The organism is Chitinophaga agri (genome assembly GCF_010093065.1).
Taxonomy (GTDB): Bacteria; Bacteroidota; Bacteroidia; order Chitinophagales; family Chitinophagaceae; genus Chitinophaga; species Chitinophaga agri.
The window spans coordinates 6,009,496-6,026,880 of the sequence record NZ_CP048113.1 but is presented as its reverse complement, the minus strand read 5'-3'; the positions used below and the strand labels follow the sequence as shown (position 1 = coordinate 6,026,880).

13 protein-coding genes are annotated in these 17,385 nt (G+C 46.9%); 3 read left to right on the top strand and 10 right to left on the bottom strand.

Annotation, left to right across the window (positions count from 1 at the left end; translation table 11 throughout):
- Nucleotides 1–21 precede the first annotated feature (21 nt).
- Nucleotides 22–1,740, bottom strand: coding sequence for an alpha-keto acid decarboxylase family protein (locus GWR21_RS24235; RefSeq protein ID WP_162334208.1), 1,719 nt, complete (start codon nucleotides 1,738–1,740; stop codon nucleotides 22–24).
- Nucleotides 1,741–2,415: 675 nt separating this feature from the next.
- Between GWR21_RS24235 and GWR21_RS24230 the strand changes: the two genes are divergently transcribed.
- Both GWR21_RS24230 and GWR21_RS24225 read left to right on the top strand, forming a co-directional pair.
- Nucleotides 2,416–3,285, top strand: coding sequence for a TIGR02452 family protein (locus tag GWR21_RS24230; RefSeq protein ID WP_162334207.1), 870 nt, complete (start codon nucleotides 2,416–2,418; stop codon nucleotides 3,283–3,285).
- A gap of 434 nt (nucleotides 3,286–3,719) precedes the next feature.
- Nucleotides 3,720–6,119 carry a glycoside hydrolase family 2 protein gene (locus tag GWR21_RS24225; RefSeq protein WP_162334206.1) on the top strand — a complete coding sequence of 800 codons (2,400 nt, stop codon included), beginning with the start codon at nucleotides 3,720–3,722 and terminating at the stop codon, nucleotides 6,117–6,119.
- Nucleotides 6,120–6,264: 145 nt separating this feature from the next.
- On the opposite strand, the gene GWR21_RS24220 is transcribed toward GWR21_RS24225, so the two are convergent.
- The 4 genes from GWR21_RS24220 to lysA form a co-directional block, all read right to left on the bottom strand.
- Complete coding sequence (locus GWR21_RS24220; RefSeq protein ID WP_162334205.1) at nucleotides 6,265–6,807, bottom strand: DUF1349 domain-containing protein; 543 nt, start codon at nucleotides 6,805–6,807, stop codon at nucleotides 6,265–6,267.
- 225 nt (nucleotides 6,808–7,032) lie between these two features.
- Nucleotides 7,033–7,773, bottom strand: coding sequence for a DUF4846 domain-containing protein (locus GWR21_RS24215; RefSeq protein WP_202928987.1), 741 nt, complete (start codon nucleotides 7,771–7,773; stop codon nucleotides 7,033–7,035).
- A gap of 213 nt (nucleotides 7,774–7,986) precedes the next feature.
- Nucleotides 7,987–8,643 carry a suppressor of fused domain protein gene (locus tag GWR21_RS24210; protein ID WP_162334203.1) on the bottom strand — a complete coding sequence of 219 codons (657 nt, stop codon included), beginning with the start codon at nucleotides 8,641–8,643 and terminating at the stop codon, nucleotides 7,987–7,989.
- Nucleotides 8,644–8,655: 12 nt separating this feature from the next.
- The gene (gene lysA, locus GWR21_RS24205) at nucleotides 8,656–9,963 is read right to left on the bottom strand and encodes a diaminopimelate decarboxylase (protein WP_162334202.1); all 1,308 of its coding nucleotides are present in this window, start codon (nucleotides 9,961–9,963) and stop codon (nucleotides 8,656–8,658) included.
- 103 nt (nucleotides 9,964–10,066) lie between these two features.
- On the opposite strand from lysA, the gene GWR21_RS24200 reads away from it, so the two are divergent.
- Entirely contained in the window at nucleotides 10,067–10,369 is a 303-nt protein-coding gene (locus GWR21_RS24200) for an ArsR/SmtB family transcription factor (RefSeq protein WP_162334201.1), read from the top strand.
- Nucleotides 10,370–10,495: 126 nt separating this feature from the next.
- On the opposite strand, the gene GWR21_RS24195 is transcribed toward GWR21_RS24200, so the two are convergent.
- The 5 genes from GWR21_RS24195 to GWR21_RS24175 form a co-directional block, all read right to left on the bottom strand.
- Nucleotides 10,496–12,739, bottom strand: a complete 2,244-nt coding sequence (locus GWR21_RS24195; protein ID WP_162334200.1) for a GH92 family glycosyl hydrolase — start codon at nucleotides 12,737–12,739, stop codon at nucleotides 10,496–10,498.
- 93 nt (nucleotides 12,740–12,832) lie between these two features.
- The gene (locus tag GWR21_RS24190) at nucleotides 12,833–13,411 is read right to left on the bottom strand and encodes a collagen-like triple helix repeat-containing protein (protein ID WP_162334199.1); all 579 of its coding nucleotides are present in this window, start codon (nucleotides 13,409–13,411) and stop codon (nucleotides 12,833–12,835) included.
- 101 nt (nucleotides 13,412–13,512) lie between these two features.
- Nucleotides 13,513–14,550 (bottom strand): PorP/SprF family type IX secretion system membrane protein, encoded by a 1,038-nt coding sequence (locus GWR21_RS24185; protein WP_162334198.1) that lies wholly within the window; start codon nucleotides 14,548–14,550, stop codon nucleotides 13,513–13,515.
- A 3-nt stretch (nucleotides 14,551–14,553) separates the two neighbouring features.
- Nucleotides 14,554–16,311 (bottom strand): OmpA family protein, encoded by a 1,758-nt coding sequence (locus tag GWR21_RS24180; RefSeq protein ID WP_162334197.1) that lies wholly within the window; start codon nucleotides 16,309–16,311, stop codon nucleotides 14,554–14,556.
- An 18-nt stretch (nucleotides 16,312–16,329) separates the two neighbouring features.
- Nucleotides 16,330–17,337: a PorP/SprF family type IX secretion system membrane protein gene (locus tag GWR21_RS24175; protein ID WP_162334196.1), complete on the bottom strand. Its 1,008-nt coding sequence runs from the start codon at nucleotides 17,335–17,337 to the stop codon at nucleotides 16,330–16,332.
- Nucleotides 17,338–17,385 lie beyond the last annotated feature (48 nt).

The window sequence follows — 17,385 nt, the reverse complement described above, 5'->3', positions numbered from 1 at the left end:
GGTTGATGTGATGTATAGTAGTTATTCATTACCCAGACGACGCATCTGTCCAGGCAGGTCTTTTTGTGGGATCACGACTTCTACCAATGCTGGTTTGTCTTTAATATCGGCGAGTACGAACAGTAAATCCTGCAGCTCTGTGATCGTCGTAACGCGGAATCCTTCTGCACCATATGCCTTTGCCAGCGCGAGATAATCCCATTTGGGCAGCAGGTCAAAGGTGTCAAACTGATGCTCAGGACCCGGTTTAAACGCATCCATATTCACGTATACCTGCTCTATGGCATATACCTGGTTACTCATGACAAAGACCACTGCATTGAGCTTGTTACGGGCCAATGTGGATAACGACTGGCATACCGTCATAAAGCCTCCGTCTCCAGCCACGGCCCAGGCACGTTTTCCACTACCCAGTTGCGCGCCGGTAGTAGCACCGGTTTCATATCCAATGATCTGCCAGGCAGCAGAAGACAGGAAACTGTTCTGCGGTAAACCATAGGCGTTGGTTGCCACGTACATAGCGGAGCTGATACCGAATGTCCATACGATGTCTTTCAGCATGTTCTTATCTGTGAGGAACTTCATTGTATGCTGGAAAAAACGGTTATAGGTAAGGATATGCGGCTGGTCAGCAAACACGGGGTCTGAATTAGACAGCCAGGGCTCCGGATAGGTTGGCTGAGGGGGTGCAGTGACATCCAGCGGATAAGGCTTGCCATGCGTCTTAAACCGGTCAATCAATGCCTTCATGAAGTCTTCCATGGTCACATTCTCATAAATGAAATAACCAACTCTTACCAGCTCTGTAGTGGCCAGCACCATATCGGCGTATTTGTTTTCGATGAACCAGAGGTAGTCGTCAGTAATGATGGTGCCCAGTGTCAGGAAGCAATCTGACGAAGCAACCAGGTTACGGACACTTTCAATAGATGCCTGATCGGAATAGGTGCCTATAAACTTGTCTCCGCCTTCGTCCAGCACGGTTTTACCCAGACTGGTAGTCGTATAGAGGAATCCGCTTACATCGATCAGTTCCTGTAATAGTCCTGAGAGGCCGTGTCGTAACAGTTCCACGCCAGCAAAGATCATTGGTTGCTGGGCAGCGGTGAGTTGGGCCCAGGCAGTATCCACGGCATTCACAAGTGCGAGTGGTTCACTTTTGATGATGATGGGTTTTAAAGGCTTACCTGAAGGAGGCATGCAAGGCTCCCCCCATACTTCCTTGTAACATTCGATAAATACAGGTCTTTTATAGGTAAGTGCAGCAATGATCAGCCGGTCGATCTTTTCTCCTGCGCCTGCTGACGTGCTGAGTGTTTCCGAAGCAACAGTGACCTGGTCATACACCTCCTGGTCAGCGTCCAGGTTACCGGTAGAGTGATGATATAGTACATCATACATTCTGGTGATCTGTCTGGCATCAGCTCCGGGCGTGGCCGAGATGACGATGACAGGACTACGTTCCACATAGGCACCGCCAATCGCATTTAAAGCGATAAAAGTACTTACACCATATTGCAGGGAAACGGCCCCCAGTCCTCTGGTACGACCGTAGGCATCTGCGGCATAGGCAGCATCCAGTTCATTGATCGCTCCAACAGCGGACACGCCATCAAAGTGTTCCAGTGTTTGTGTGAAGTGTTTTACATAATCACCAGGTATCTGAAAGACTTCAGTAACATTGAGTTGTTTCAAACGGGTTAATAGATAATCGGCAACAGTGAATGTTTTGTTTTGCATGAATTGTGGTTTATATGATCATTCGAGGATACTTTGGGGCATGGCAAACCCTTGGGGACATACGGTCCCGGGTTAAATGAAACGATGCGTATTAACGCTTACCGGTTATGTTGACTTTGACAACAGGCAGGTAGGCCACATAGCAGATCGTCTTTAATGTCTGGCTTCAAATGTTAATGAAAAGTCCCTGAGGTTGAGTCTTACTAATGTATAGATTATTTTGAGTCGTTTGTAACGATAGATGCCACACACTGAAATTATGGGAAATTTGTTTAAAAACAAAAAACATTGGTACAGCTCATTTGCCTGTCTGATGAATGAGGATGACTGATCTGCATGAAAGCAAAAAGCCCCAGTCAGCGTTACTGACTGAGGCGGCATTAGTAAAGTCAATGCTGTTAAAAAATATAGCAGGCTATTTTCTGGAATACATAAGGAGCAGTACCATTAGGACCTAACTCATTAATGTTAGTGGTGTAGAAATGCAGACTGTGTGTAGCGTATAATACTGATAGAGTGGACGCAGACCATCTCTGACAGATCCTCCCGGTTTATTCGTGGTGAACACATACCCTTCGATACCATCATAGATATCATTACCATTAAAAATAATTTGCCGGTTTAAGAAAAAAGTACTCTCTTTGTGTCACAATAACACAAACAATAATTAACCCTATGAATAAGAACGCCAGGGTGGCCATTGCCTATGAAACGCTGGACATTATGAGCGCAGGCAGGTACACTAACCCAAAGCATGAAACCGTCAACATCGGCGCTGACCTACGGTACGCTGTTGACAATACCATTCATTACACACCTGACGATTTTGAGTCAGTGTTCATCAAAAGAGATGCACTGTTGCAGGAACCCGTTGCAGCTACCTGCACATTTGAAGTGACCACCGAAAGTACCTTCGGTGCTGCCAGAAGACTGGTTGTAACGGAAGGCGAGGAAAATGTATGCTGCCTCAACTTTGCTTCTGCGAAGAATCCAGGTGGTGGTTTTCTCGGTGGTGCGCAGGCACAGGAAGAAAGCCTTGCCAGGGGAAGCGGATTATATGCCTGTCTGCAACCGCATATGGACATGTATGAGATCAATCGGGCAAACCGCAGTATGCTGTACTCCGATCACATGATCTACTCTCCTGCTGTACCTGTTTTCAGAGACGATGCGGATCGGCTGATCGACACCCCTTACCAGGTATCCATCATCACCACGCCTGCGGTGAACCGTGGTGCATTGCTCAACAATGATCCGGAAGAAGAACCAATGATCGAACCAGTCATGCTGGGCAGGATCGAGAAGCTGTTATCACTTGCTGTGATCAACAAACAGACGACCCTCATCCTAGGTGCCTGGGGATGTGGTGTGTTCAGGAACAGAACGGAAGATGTGGCAGCATGGTTTGCTTATCATCTCAAAAAAAATGAGACATTCAGACATGCATTCAAACATGTTGTATTTGCCATCTATGATCCATCAAAGAAGCAGACAACAAAAGATGCATTCGTAAAAGAGTTCGGCCATTTCATCCCCACTGTTTGACCCCATGCCCTCCCTTACCTCCCATATGATATAGAGAGGTAACTCATATTGCCTGTTCTTCCTTATCCGACGTTTATGCTGCATACATGCTGCAGGATCGACGCCGGGATAAGAAGGCAATACTGGCAACACAACTTTCTTCTACGAACCCATCCGTGAGAATGACCGTGGCAAAAAGAACCGGACTTTTAAAATCGCATGATTATCAATCATTTTCCCTATCTTTATCCGCAGAGAGACCAGAAAAGTTAAAACCAAAACAATCTCTTCCAACGACAGGACGACGATACGTACGTTACCAAACCACCAATAAATACTTATAGTATGTGATACCTCAACGCTTATCTTTTATTAAACGTTACGTAATCGATTACCTCGAGGCATTAAATGATTCCACTACAACTAAATCAATTAATAACCAATCATTTACAGCAATGAATCTGTTTAAGACTGCTAGTGTATGTTTCCTGAGTGTCGCGCTGGGTCAAAGCGTGATGGCGCAGACCGGTTGGCAGATGCAGCCGGCAACGATCAAAACACGCTGGGCGAAAGATGTTTCTCCCACCAATGCCTTACCAGAGTATCCCCGTCCGCAGATGGTACGTGAGAACTGGCAAAACCTGAATGGCCTATGGAAGTATGCCATCACCCCTAAAGATGCTGCCACTCCTACCGGTTACCAGGGACAGATCCTGGTCCCCTTCCCACTGGAATCAGCACTTTCCGGCGTAAAAAAGCCATTACAGCCTTCGGAAAATCTCTGGTATCAGCGCACCTTCACCAAACCTGAACTAAAAGCCGGAGAACATGTACTATTACATTTTGGAGCTGTCGACTGGCAGGCTACGGTATACGTGAATGGCAAGGAAACCGGTTCTCACTCCGGTGGTTATCAGTCATTCTCACAGGATATCACCGCCGCCCTTAAAGACGGCGAAAATGAGATAGTGGTAAAAGTATTTGACCCGACCAGTGAAGGCGTTGGCCCTCATGGTAAACAGGTACTGAACCCCGCCAATATCTATTACACCCCTACCTCCGGTATATGGCAAACCGTATGGATGGAAACTGTTCCTGCTGACTATATCTCTGGTGTAACCCTTACTCCTGATATCGATAAGAACATCTTGCAGGTAAGAGTAAATGCGCCCGCTGGCACCAGTGTGGAACTGATCGCTACTGATAATGGCACCGAAATAAGCAAAACAAAAGGTAAAGCAGGCGCCCTGCTAAAACTGCCTGTGAAGAACGCTAAATACTGGTCTCCGGCTAATCCTTTCCTTTACGACCTAACCGTTAAACTGACCAAAGGCGGTAAAACTGTAGACGAGGTAAAAAGCTACTTCGGTATGCGTAAGATCGCTATCCAGAAAGACGCTAAAGGCGTAGACCGCATCTTCCTGAATAACAAACCATACTTCAATCTCGGTACACTCGATCAGGGCTTCTGGCCTGACGGATTGTATACCGCCCCCACTGACAACGCCCTTAAATTTGACATTGAGGCAATCAAAGCAATGGGCTTCAATACCATCCGTAAGCACATTAAAGTAGAACCTGCCCGCTGGTACTATCACGCCGATAAACTAGGTATGCTGGTGTGGCAGGATTTCGTAAACCCTAACCAGGGCTTACCTGAAGGTTCCAAAGCGGAGTATGAAAAAGAAACGAAAGAAACACTGGAACAACTGCATAATAACCCATCTATCACCACCTGGGTGATCTTCAACGAAAAGTGGGGGGCTTACGATCAGCAACGTATTACCGAATGGATCAAAACTGCCGATCCTTCCCGTATCGTGAATGGTCACTCCGGCGAAATGCTGTATGTCAACGAACAGCTGCGGAGCCCTTCTCCCAATGCCTGGGTAAGTGCTGATATGACAGATGTACACTCCTATCCTGATCCAATGAACGCACCTGCTGAACCAGGCAAGGCCCGGGTACTGGGCGAATTTGGTGGTATCGGTGTATTCATTCCCGAACACCAGTGGAACACCAGCAGCGCCTGGGGTTACATTCAGGAAAAACCGGCGGCACTGGCAGCCAAGTATACCATCATGAACCAGCATCTTAAACTGCTGGAAGCTGACGGTCTGTCCGGTTCCATTTATACCCAGCCTTTCGATGTGGAAGGTGAACAAAACGGCTTATTAACCTACGACCGTGAAGTAGTGAAGATACCGTTTGAGGAGATGCGTAAAATACACGCCCCTCTCAACCCTGACCTGGGTACACTGCCTGTCGTAACCGCCATGAACGCCGATATCACTGATCCTTCCGTGGCTTACAGCAAAATGCTGCAGGAGTTTGTGGATGGCCGCCGTGATACAGAGTTCCTCTTTAAGCTCGCTATGATGGCGAAACAGGCAGGTGATAAGGCCGGCTCCAATATCGCAGGTAGTGCCTATATCGCTTCCCTGCAAAGCCCTTATACTCCGGAACAGCTGGATCTCATTCTGCAGTTCACTAACAGCACCAAAGACAAAGGTTTCGCTGTATTGCAGGACCAGCTGAAAGCCAGCGATTCCAGACTGGAAAAAAGGCCCGTAACTGTGAAACTGATGAACATCGTGTTTAAAGACGTAATCGATCCTGTTCTACAGAAAACCACTGATCCTGACTGGAGCGCAATCGCGAACAGCATCAAACCTTACGGCGAGCCAGGCGAAGAGATCTATCTCAGAGCTAAAACGGTCTACACATTCAATAAACAGGACTGGTCTAACTATGCTTCTGTAGCTAATACCTATCTGGAAAAATATGGTCAGAACATTCCTGAACAGGAAAGGACCATGTTCCGTCAGGCTATTGACAACAGCAAAAACCAGTAACCTCTACAAGACATCAGTCACCATGTATAGCTGTCCGTTCACCTCTGCAAACGGGCAGACCACCTGAGTTAACCGTTAAAACGCACAACGAGAAAGGGCGTATCAAAGTTCATTGATACGCCCTTCTTATGCAGCTTACAAAGCTTCAAACTCCTTGACCAATTACCTTAAAATCCTCAAATACCACGGTAAAGGACGCTTCACCCGGCGCAGCCGCCACCATCCCGATCCCTACAGCTACATCAGGTGGGAAATAAGCCAGCCGTAACATCTCATATTTCACACTGTCAAAGGAATAACTGATCTCTACATAATCCCCTTTTCTCAGGAGTTTCAGCCAGACTGCCGGCGGACTATCATGCCGTGGTACTACCGACCAGTCAGATACTTCCCTCGTTACAACTGCACTGACATGCTGGACACCATCCACATATTCAATGCCTGTTTTGATCCAGTTCTTTTCGTCTATACGTATCATCAGACCCGCCTGATGATACAGTTCACGGTATTGACCGATGACCTTTACCGTGGCGGTAAAATCACCCGAAATTTCCCGATAGTAAAACGGTCCGTTATCGCGGATAAAACCATAGTGGGTCACGCGCCAGTAATCTGTTCCGGGTTCAATGGTACAGGTCAGTCGCTGCGCATCGCCTGACCAATTATTGGGTTCATTATTCCATTTCATCTGATCATTTTGAGTGTCTGAAAATGTTTGTTCCGGGTGTTCATCACCAGGTATACAGTACATTACCTGACCAGTAATTTAATGACAAAATCGGGAATACATGGGCAAACTATTCAGATTTGCCTGGGTCACAAAAGGGGAACGTGCACAAAAAAGCCGGCGGGCATACCGATGGTGTGGATCGGTAGCCAGGCCGGCATCACATGGTATAGGGAAATGACAATCTTACCGGAACCTCATTAATTGGTTCCACTCAAAAATCCATTCTGGTGTATTGAGCAACTTTTCACGGTTATATTGGTACCAGGGAGTGTTCGTCCCTGCCGTATTTTTTAATATGTGAATATCCTGCGCAGGCATATAACTCTGTGCCAGCGTAAAGGTTTTTTGTCCTGCAGCATTCACGGCAACGTCCATCACGATCACGGCATGTCCCGGAGAGCCGCCCCTAATAAATACATCACCAGCGGTAATAGCCGCAGGATCTGATACTGTCTTCAGTTCCTTGCTTAGTGACAGTGTACCTGCATAGGAAAAGACCGTCTGCAGATAGTCATGAAAACAAGTCTCTCCCTGACATGGTTTGTTAGTCAGTTGTTTCTGCAGTTTTCCATGCCTTAAAGGAAAACGATAGCCTTTCATCCAGCTGCTGTAATCCATCAATGTACCATCAGTTGCATGAAAAGCGATCTTCGAATACTGATGGGAGGCATATAAATATTCTGCGTACAGGCGTATTACGGCATCTGCACATTGCTGCAGGTCTTTCCTCCCCACAGAAATATCCAGTACGGCAAACTGTGCGGTCTGATTGGGCTTCCGTTCTCCATTGTACAGATATACAGTATTGCTTGCTTTCAGCGGTATTGTCCTGAGCCATGCACCAAACGATCCTGGCGCTGCCGATACCCTCCTATACCCGTCAGGCAATGGCAACTGGCCCACTGTTCTATAGTGGACAGCCATGCTCACAGGTGTGCTGTGGGCTTTCATATATTGCCAGCACAGTACAGACACCACGGTAACAAACAGGACTATTGCAAACCATGAAAAATGCTTCAAATGGAAAACGTTTCTCTAAGGATGCAATAAAGAAAAAGATTCCATAAAGGGAGGCTAAAAAACTTCTACTTTTTTAAAAAAAACAAGAGAGCCCGCTGATTGCGAGCTCTTTATATACTAATTATCTGTTCTGTCGAGGTCTGTTATGAGTAACGGATTTTGTTCCCGCATCTCATCGATCAGCCGTTCGACCTCACCTGTTTGTGGTTTCTCCAGCAACCGGTCAACTTCTTTTTTCGTCAGTCCGACCATCTGCAGAAAGGTTACTTCACCATGTGGTGTCCGGATCACGCCTAACTCCGGGTCAGGCACGAAGGCCAGTCCTACTATATCCGTTGCCGTATCCAGCCGGATAGGGCCATTAGCAGGCACAAAATGATACGGTTCAAACCACCGCTGACTCTTATAGACATAACGGGCCAGATTATTCATCACCTGGATAGCCCATAGCGGATCGCCGGCATCTTCACCAAAAGGTTTCAGCCTGAAAGTGAATTCAAAGCCCCATTTACTGAACTCACCACCCGCCTGTTCTTCATCATAGTACAACTGCGACATACCATAGCTGATCAGGTGATAGTGTGTGCGCTGATGATGGCTATCGTAAATACTGGTGCCATCAATAGGGTCTTCTCCTCCCACGGCATAATGTAAAGGAGGTGCATAATGCCTGGGCTCCACGCCAGCGTATAAGCCTTCTAGTTGTTTATCTATTGATAACCAGCCGACAGCGTCATCCTCGCTGTATAGCTTTTTGTACTCCTCTTTGGTCATAGGTGTTAACATTTACAATTCGTGTCTGATCATTTTTCTCACCAGGTCCTGCTGTGTTTCACGCTCTCTGATGACAAACGCCTTGTCTTTATCTACCATGATCTCTGCCGGTCTTACATGGAGGTTATAATTGCTTGACATGACCATGCCATACGCGCCTGTTGTAAATACAGCCACATAATCCCCCTGCTGCAATGGCGGTAAAGGACGTTCTTTCGCCAGGTAATCTGAAGATTCACAGATAGGTCCGACAACGTCATAATTGGTCAATCCCTCCTGCTCTACCGGATAATTCCTGTTTGCGAGCACATGCTGTGGTTCCGGTTTTACCGGCCAGATAAAGTGAAATGCGTTATACATCGCAGGACGTATGAGTTCTGTCATGCCAGCATCCAGGATAGCAATATGCTTGTCGCCGGACTGTTTGATGTACAATACTTTGGTCACAAGGATGGCCGTATTCGCAGAAATAGACCTTCCGGGTTCCAGTATGATCTTAAATCCTTCATTCCTCACATAAGGTTCGAGTAACGCTATGATAGGTTCCGCAAAGCTCTCCCAGGAAAAATTGTCATTATCAACATAATTAGCAGGAAAGCCGCCACCGATATTCAGTACTTTCAGGATGATGTTCTTACGTTTCAGCGACGCTGTCAGCGCAACCATCTTCTGAATGCTTTCCTGATAAAAAGTATAGGAAGATATCGGCGAACCGATATGGCAATGCAATCCTCTGATCTTCACAAAGGGATGATCCGCATTTTCTTCTATGAGCGCTTCCACAGCTGCATAATCAATCCCGAATTTCGCTCCCTTATAACCCGTACGGGTCTTTTCATTGGTCTTCTGATCAGTAATATCAGGCAGCACACGGATCAGCACACTAACCTCTCTCTTGAGGTGGCCGGCCAACTCCTGTACACGTGCCAGTTCCTGCTCCGATTCGATGTTGATATAGCCAACTTCACTAATGATAGCATCTGTGATCTCCTCATCTGACTTACCGACCCCGGCAAATACTACCTTTGACAGGTCCGCATTGCTCTGCTTCACAACAAACAACTCTCCTCCGCTCACAATGTCCATACCAGACCCCATGGCAGCCAGTTCATTGAGCAGGTGCACGTTGTTACAGGACTTCACTGAAAAACAGATTGTAGGGTCCAGCTTTGCAAAGGCGCCATAAATCTTCTTATAATGCTGTCTGAGGGTATTCACTGAGTACAGGTAAAAAGGAGTAGGCAGCCCTTTCTCCGGCAGGCTATCTACCGGCAGCTCCTCACAATACAGTACGCCATTCTTATATTGAAACAGATCCATAAAAAATTCTCTATATACCAGTAAGATAACAGAAATTCCTGTTATGAAAACATTATAAAAACGCTAACTTCAAAAATCGAGTAATTCCGATATCTTTGTATCTATGGACCAAGTAGACATTTTTAAGGCCTTATCCAATAAAAAAAGGCTGGAAATATTAGCCTGGCTGAAGGAACCTGAGAAGCATTTCCCAAAGCAGGAATGCGGGCAATTTGCGGAAACCGGCGTGTGTGTAGGTCATATTCAGCAGAAATCAGGACTTACACAATCTACCGTATCGGAATACCTGTCTATGTTACAGCGGGCCAATCTGCTGATAGCTACCCGACTGGGGCAATGGACGCATTACAAGCGGAATGAGGAGGCGATTAAGCAGTTGGGGAAGATGATAGAAGGAGAACTATAATTTAACTGGGAATTGAATACCAATTTCCACATTATAAATAACAGGGGCGCTTTCAGTAATTGAAAGCGCCCCTGTTATTAGTAGACCATACATGTATATGGCGTAAGCGTGTTTAGGCAAAAATTCCTAATTATTTTTCCATTCCAATGACGACGGTGGCATCGCCCCTTCTCCCGTGCCCCATTTCTTATTTGGCATCTCTCCCATCACCAGTTTCAATGTGCCGCCTTTTAACAGCGCATCATGTGTGAACCAGGGAACGTTGAGCGGCTGACCATTCAGCGCAGCGCTTTGAATGTATTTGTTCTTTGCAGAGCTACCCGGCGCTGATACGGTAAAGGTTTTGCCATTTTCCAGTCTGATCTTTACTTCTTCGAATACCGGACTACCTATATTATACACCGGAATACCTGGGGTTACAGGACAAAAACCCATCATAGAGAATACCACAAAGGCTGTCATGCCACCACCATCTTCATCACCCGGGATACCAAACAGGTTATCTGTGTACCAGGTGTCCAGCAGCATGCGGATGCGCTTCTGCGTCTTCCACGGTGATCCTGTATAGTTGTATAGGTATGGTATATGGAAGCTCGGCTCATTGCCCATCACAAATTGACCTACCATGCCGGTTGCATCCGGGAAGGTATACCACAGGTCATACTTGCTGCGACCGAGACTTTCACGGAAGAGGTTGTCCAGTTTTTCGGCTGCTTTGTCCTTTCCTCCCATCAGTTCGAACAAACCCTGCAGGTCATGTTTTACATCCCAGTTGTAGGTGTAGGCATTATTCTCAGTGAAATAATCACGACCTCCCTGTCCGCCGGAGAACTTAGGATCAAAAGGCTCTATCCAGTTACCATCTGCATCTTTTGGCCATACAAAGCCTTTGTCAGCACGATAGACATTTTTATAATTTGCGGCACGTTTCAGGAACAGGGGTTCATCTTCCGGATGACCTGCGGCCTTTGACAGCTGCGCGATACACCAGTCATCATAACTGTTTTCCAGCGTTACCGCTACTGCCTGACGACGTTCAAATCCATGTACTTCTTTCACTGTTTCCTTTTCTCCCGGTTTCAGAGAAGGCATATAGCCATGTGTTGAATAGAAGGTATCCAGCGAAGTTGCCGGACCGTTTCTCCATGGCAGCAGGGTGGCCTGTAAGGAATTCTTTTTCAGCCCCTCGTATGCTTTCGCAATATCGAAGCCCCTTACACCTTTGAACCAGGCGTCAGCCATCCAGGCAGCTGCATGGTTGCCAGTCATACAGGGCATATCACCATGTGCTACGGCGAAAGAAGGCATCCATCCGCTCTGTTCATACATAGCGATGTAAGAGTTGATCTTATGTACCTGCGTAGCAGGGTTTAACAGTGTTTGTAATGGCTCCAGTGCAATGTAGGTATCCCATAACCAGTTATCCACATAGAAAGGCTGGCTGGAGATATGCACCTTATGATCATAGGCGCTGTAATACTTACCGTGTTCGTTGATATCGACCATCCTTTCATATGACCTGTAAAGAGAGGTATAGAAAACACGCTTCTGGGCTTCAGTACCTCCTTTGACTGTAATCTTATCAAGTACTTTATTCCAGGCGGCCAGGGCTTGCTGCCTGACAGCTTTAATGCCAAATGCAGGAATTTCCGCTTTCAGATTAGCTTTTGCCTGCTCCACACTGATAAATGACACACCGTAACGCACATCCACACGCTGTGCCTTGTTTCCCAGGGACACAAACAGGTGCTGTTTATTGTCGCCTTTGTATTCCGTACCGGTAATATCTGTATTCAGCTCTGCGTAGAAATAGGCACTCATGCCATTAAAATCTTCTTTCCCACTTAGTGCCCGCTTACCTTCAGTTGTCAGTTCACCTCCTCCATTCAGCAGGCTCAGACGCAGGTAATGGGTGGTGTTACCCGAAAATCCGACACTGAAATAACCGCTATGCGCAGCCGGAGAAAAATCCAGTGTATCTGCATCTTCCAGGTATACACTGTAACTGTAAGGTTTGGTTTGTTCCTGGTCATAAGTAAGACCGCGCTGCCAGTTTTCATCTGTCAGCTGACCGGATACTGGTATAAAACAGAACAGGCTTTGCTGCCGGTGTGAGGCTATTGTCAGGGGGAAACCAGTGATCTGGTCATCCAGCTGATCTTTTCGTAACGGGAACACTCTCACCATACTGTTAGGCAGATACATCGCCGGACGGGTAGGTTCCAATATCAATCCTACACTCCCAATAGTAGGATCGACGTAGTCAACATTCGTTTTGACGTTGTCCAAACGCTTCATCTGCGCCACTCCTGTCGTGGCTATTCCTAAAAATAACGTGATTGTACTTATCAAGTACCTGTTTCTCTTCATAAGACTCCTTTTTGCATGATAGAACAGGTAAAGTACAAATGAAAAAAGAGACTCCAAAACCGGAGCCTCTTTTTTATCACCTTTTACTGGTTATTAGTCTTTCAGGTGCAGGTATGCTTTCACCTGTTTGTAGTCATTCCAGTCAATACCGGTCGCTTTACGCGCTTCCGCACCACCGGGAATGATCACATATCTGTACTGCTGATATTTTGTACCTTCTTCTTCAACTGTATTAAACGCACCATTTGCGATCAGGGTGATCAATCCTAAAGAGAAAGAAGGGCTGATAGTGGCGCCGGAGATAGGAGATACGAAAGGCAGCGGCGCCACGTCTTTCTCGCTATCGGAATAAGTGTTGATAAACACTCTTACATCACCGGTAGACAGGATATCTTCGGTGATCTTAGCTGCTTCGATCTCTGCACCATAGAATACAGTATCCAGCACGCCATTTCCGTTACCATCACTTGTTTCTCTTACAGCAGTATAGGTTACATCCAGCCAGTCAGAGTAGATAATACCAGAAGTACCATCTTTACCCGGTGTACCAGCAGGACCAGTAGCACCAGTATCACCTTTTGCACCAGCAGGGCCGGCTTCACCGTCTTTACCACATGCGCCGAAGAAAATAACACCACATAACATTAATGCATACAAAGACATCTTTCTCATGTTTCGATTTAGGTTTAAATTATTAGTTAAAGTGATTGAATTGTGTCGATCAAAAGTTTCAGTTAAAGCAGCATTCCAGGATTACTAAGATGCTGATAGCGTTACCAGAGGTTACGCGGACACAGGTCCGCAAACCGGTTGCCTATCATAAAACCTATTACAATCTCATGAGAACCATGGCTGGCTATATTGAGTCCGGAAGTTGTATAGTCGTAAGCGTAACCAACATTAAAAGCAGCATTGACATTGATGCCAAGCATGGCTGCAATACCATCCTTATGGCGGTAAGAGGCCCCTATCCATATGCGGTCACGGTACTGTAGTTTAGCATTCATATCCACGCTCACGGGCAATGCCGTGATGTATTTGATCATGACTGAAGGCAACAGGGTCATATCTTCATTCAGCCACAATCTATATCCTGCTGTTCCAAACAGATGCGGCACCAGTTTTCCTCTATACACACTGTCCCCTTTCACATTGCCATTATCAAAGCCGATACCTGAAGGCACAATATTCTGCGCAGAGAGGCCAGCGAAATACTGCGCTGAATAGAGATACAGGCCTACGCTTACATCAGGTCTCCAACGGCCTAATACGGTGCTGCCGGCAATAGCAGGATCAGAAGGATTCTGAAATTCCAGGGCCGTTGCATCCAGCGTAATACGTTGTGCACCCACAGAGATACCGGCACTCAGACTGGTACCTGGTGCAATACCGATATGATGCGCATAGGTTCCCGCAATGGAAAACCGGCTCAGCGGCCCTGTCTTATCATTCAGGATGGTGACGCCTGCGCCTGCATGTGATGGCGGTGCTGTATAAGACTCCCAGTAAGCCTTTCCTCTCGGGTTACCACCTTCCGGATTAAACCCGGTAGCTGATGCCTGCGGATAGTCAGTCTTGCTCAGCGGTCCCTGTACAGTCAGATATGTTGTAACCGGACTACCATTCACTCCTGCCCACTGGTGACGATGACTCGCCTTGATGTCCCAGTAGTTCTCGATACCAGCTACTGCCGGATTGATGATATAGGTGTTCAGTACATACTGTGTGTAATGTGGTTGCTGTTGCGATAATACCCGTAAAGGCCAGGCCAGTATAGGTATTATCGCTATGATGATGCCCTTCAGCTGCATACGCTACTGTTTTAAGATCCTCAGTTCGATACGTCTGTTAAGTTTTCTTCCCGCTGGATTATCAGTGCCATCAGGATGTGTGTTAGGTGCAACCGGTTTGGTAGCGCCATATCCTTTGTACTGGAGGCGTTTCCTGTCAATACCTTTTCCTTCCAGGTAAGCCACACAGTTCAGTGCACGTTTTTCTGACAGTTGCTGGTTGTAAGCAGCACTACCCGTGTTATCCGTATGCGCACTGATCTCTATCTCCATCTGCGGATGTGCCTTTAGCATATCCACCAGCTTATCCAGCGCAGGATGTGATGCAGGTGTCAGGATAAATTCATTTAGCTCATAGTAGATCTCCTGGATAGTGATCGCGGTGTTCACCGGTGTATTCAGGATGGTATCAGCCAGGGTTGGTGCAGGTTTAACGGCTACAACCGGCTCCTCTTTCACTGGTGGTGGTGGCGGAGCAAGGTGCACGCTGAATAACTCCAGGCAACATTCCGCAGAACGATCAGAAGAGAACCAGGCATCTTCCAGGATATACGCGGATTTGCTGCGGCTGAAGAAATATATATCATCCTTCACATCATTCACGGGATAACCGAAGTTCACCGGTGTCTCCCATTTCCCCAGATTACCTTTTGCATAGTAAAGGTCAAACCCTCCCATACCCGTCCGGCCATTGCTGGCAAATACCAGTGTGCCGGAAGCAGGATGGTAGAAGGGAGCTTCTTCATCTGAAGAAGTATTAATGGCTGGTCCAAGATTTTGTACAGACAATGGTTTACCGGCTGCATCGAGTTCAGCACTCCACAGGTCGTATCCACCGGTACCACCAGCCCTGTCACTGGCAAATAACAGGTGGCGGCCATCAGCCATGATAAAAGGCTGCTGCGTGTTAGCGCCTGCTACATTGACAACAGCATCCAATTTCACCGGCTCGCTCCATTTATCTCCTTCCTTACGGCTGGTATAAATAGCGGCAGATTTCCTGCCATCGGCAACAGTCCATTGCGTGAGATATAGCACATTTCTATCTGTGGAAAGACTAGCTGCACCCTGATGTGTTTTGGAAGACTGGGGAATGCCTGCCCTGTTTGCAGCAACCGTATCTTTTGCGAGATAGATACGGTTCGTATAATTAGATTCTTTGGTAGAAGTGAACAACAGCTGATCGCCGGCCCATACAGGTGCATAAGAAGCGCCGCCGGCATTTAGCGTGGCGGACGCTTTTCTTATATGATAATCGGACTGCGCTGATTTATGTAACTGTTCGCGAATAAAAGGGAGATTACGCAGCTCCTGCTCAGCTGCAGCACTGTAACTATCATTCTTATCGTAATGCGCCAGAAACGTCTTAAATGCCTGTTCTGCGACTTCGTATTGTGCCAGTGCCCGAAGGCTTTCTCCATGATAGTAGGCTGCCAGCGGAAAACGGGTGCTGTCTGCTGCTACGACTTTTCCAAACAGTGGTGCTGCTTTTACATGATCGTGCAGGTGACGATAGCTGTCTGCCAGCTGGTAAGCTGCCAGTACTTCATCTGCGGATGGAGCTGGTTTCACTGATCCACCCGGCGCCGCATAAGGACTATATGATTCTTTGGCACCTGTCTTTCCATTCACCGCCAGATATTTTTCATAATACATAGACGCTGAATAATAATCCGCCTGCTTGTAGTAAGTGCCCGCTGCCCGCAGATAACCTGCTTTATTTTGCGCCGAAGCCAGCTGAATGGCCGCCAGACCTATAACTGTCAGAAATACTTTCTTCATGATGCAATAATTTTTTCTTTATAACCTTGGACAAACGAAATCACCGGCCGGCGTTTTCACTGACTTCCTGCCTATGAATGATAAAGAGAGTTCGAAACTGTTGGCACCTCTGGTGATCTTACCCAGATCGGAGGAGTTCACATCATAGCTTAACCCGAGCATAAAGCTTTTGTAGCTCACTCCCGCATACGCAGAGAAAGCATCTTTGAAACGGTAGTTGGCACCCAGCATGACATCTGTTTCTGCTGCAGCTGTATACTGACCATAAGCACCCAGCATCTTTTCTGATGCCGCACCCTGTTTCATATACAGTACATTTGGTGTAAGTGAGAACAGTTCAGAGATTATTACCCTGACACCTGCATGTGCAGTAGTACGCATAGGTATACGGGCATCGCCTGTAGCGCTGAACTGATCAGTAGGTTTATTCAGGTGCATGACAGAGAAGCCGCCATACAGATTATATTTCTTACCTGGCTGCGCATCATAGTACAATACACCAGCACCTGCATCAAATGCAGCGGAAGATGTCCTGTTGAACATATCATTGGTTGCCTGTCCCGGATTGTAACCAGTGATAGGGTTCCACTGATCACCAAAGTGTAATTTCGCCGGGTCAAACCTGCGCTGAATGAGTCCCATCTGCATGCCGAAGACAACCCTGTGCTGCTCAAAAGCACCAAAGCGTACACCGGTATAGGAAGCACTACCGTAAGCTGTAGTATAATTAAACCCACCATCGCCTGCCTTCTGATTTAATACACTGGCGCCGAAGTTGATGTTATTGTTTGTCTTCACCTCTCCCGCAATACCGTACGTTTTAAACGGACTGCTCACACTTCCCCATTGAGAACGATAAATGGCAGATACACGATAATCGCCATCAAATATCCCTGTCAGTGCCGGATTCAGCCAGGCCGGATATACATAGTAGCCGGAGAAATGCGGGTCGGACTGCGCCTGCAGCTTTTTACCGGTAAGGCCCACTAAGCACAGCATCAACAATGCTTTGGTAAAAGTTCTCATGATGTCAGCTTTTTATTTGATCAATGTTTTTTGAATAGTTGTTTATAC

What these genes read in the sequence shown, in the direction of transcription:
- GWR21_RS24235 (WP_162334208.1), bottom strand. Translation starts at nt 1,740, where the DNA reads ATGCAAAACAAAACATTCACTGTTGCCGATTATCTATTAACCCGTTTG.
- GWR21_RS24230 (WP_162334207.1), top strand. Translation starts at nt 2,416, where the DNA reads ATGAATAAGAACGCCAGGGTGGCCATTGCCTATGAAACGCTGGACATT.
- GWR21_RS24225 (WP_162334206.1), top strand. Translation starts at nt 3,720, where the DNA reads ATGAATCTGTTTAAGACTGCTAGTGTATGTTTCCTGAGTGTCGCGCTG.
- GWR21_RS24220 (WP_162334205.1), bottom strand. Translation starts at nt 6,807, where the DNA reads ATGAAATGGAATAATGAACCCAATAATTGGTCAGGCGATGCGCAGCGA.
- GWR21_RS24215 (WP_202928987.1), bottom strand. Translation starts at nt 7,773, where the DNA reads ATGGCTGTCCACTATAGAACAGTGGGCCAGTTGCCATTGCCTGACGGG.
- GWR21_RS24210 (WP_162334203.1), bottom strand. Translation starts at nt 8,643, where the DNA reads ATGACCAAAGAGGAGTACAAAAAGCTATACAGCGAGGATGACGCTGTC.
- lysA (WP_162334202.1), bottom strand. Translation starts at nt 9,963, where the DNA reads ATGGATCTGTTTCAATATAAGAATGGCGTACTGTATTGTGAGGAGCTG.
- GWR21_RS24200 (WP_162334201.1), top strand. Translation starts at nt 10,067, where the DNA reads ATGGACCAAGTAGACATTTTTAAGGCCTTATCCAATAAAAAAAGGCTG.
- GWR21_RS24195 (WP_162334200.1), bottom strand. Translation starts at nt 12,739, where the DNA reads ATGAAGAGAAACAGGTACTTGATAAGTACAATCACGTTATTTTTAGGA.
- GWR21_RS24190 (WP_162334199.1), bottom strand. Translation starts at nt 13,411, where the DNA reads ATGAGAAAGATGTCTTTGTATGCATTAATGTTATGTGGTGTTATTTTC.
- GWR21_RS24185 (WP_162334198.1), bottom strand. Translation starts at nt 14,550, where the DNA reads ATGCAGCTGAAGGGCATCATCATAGCGATAATACCTATACTGGCCTGG.
- GWR21_RS24180 (WP_162334197.1), bottom strand. Translation starts at nt 16,311, where the DNA reads ATGAAGAAAGTATTTCTGACAGTTATAGGTCTGGCGGCCATTCAGCTG.
- GWR21_RS24175 (WP_162334196.1), bottom strand. Translation starts at nt 17,337, where the DNA reads ATGAGAACTTTTACCAAAGCATTGTTGATGCTGTGCTTAGTGGGCCTT.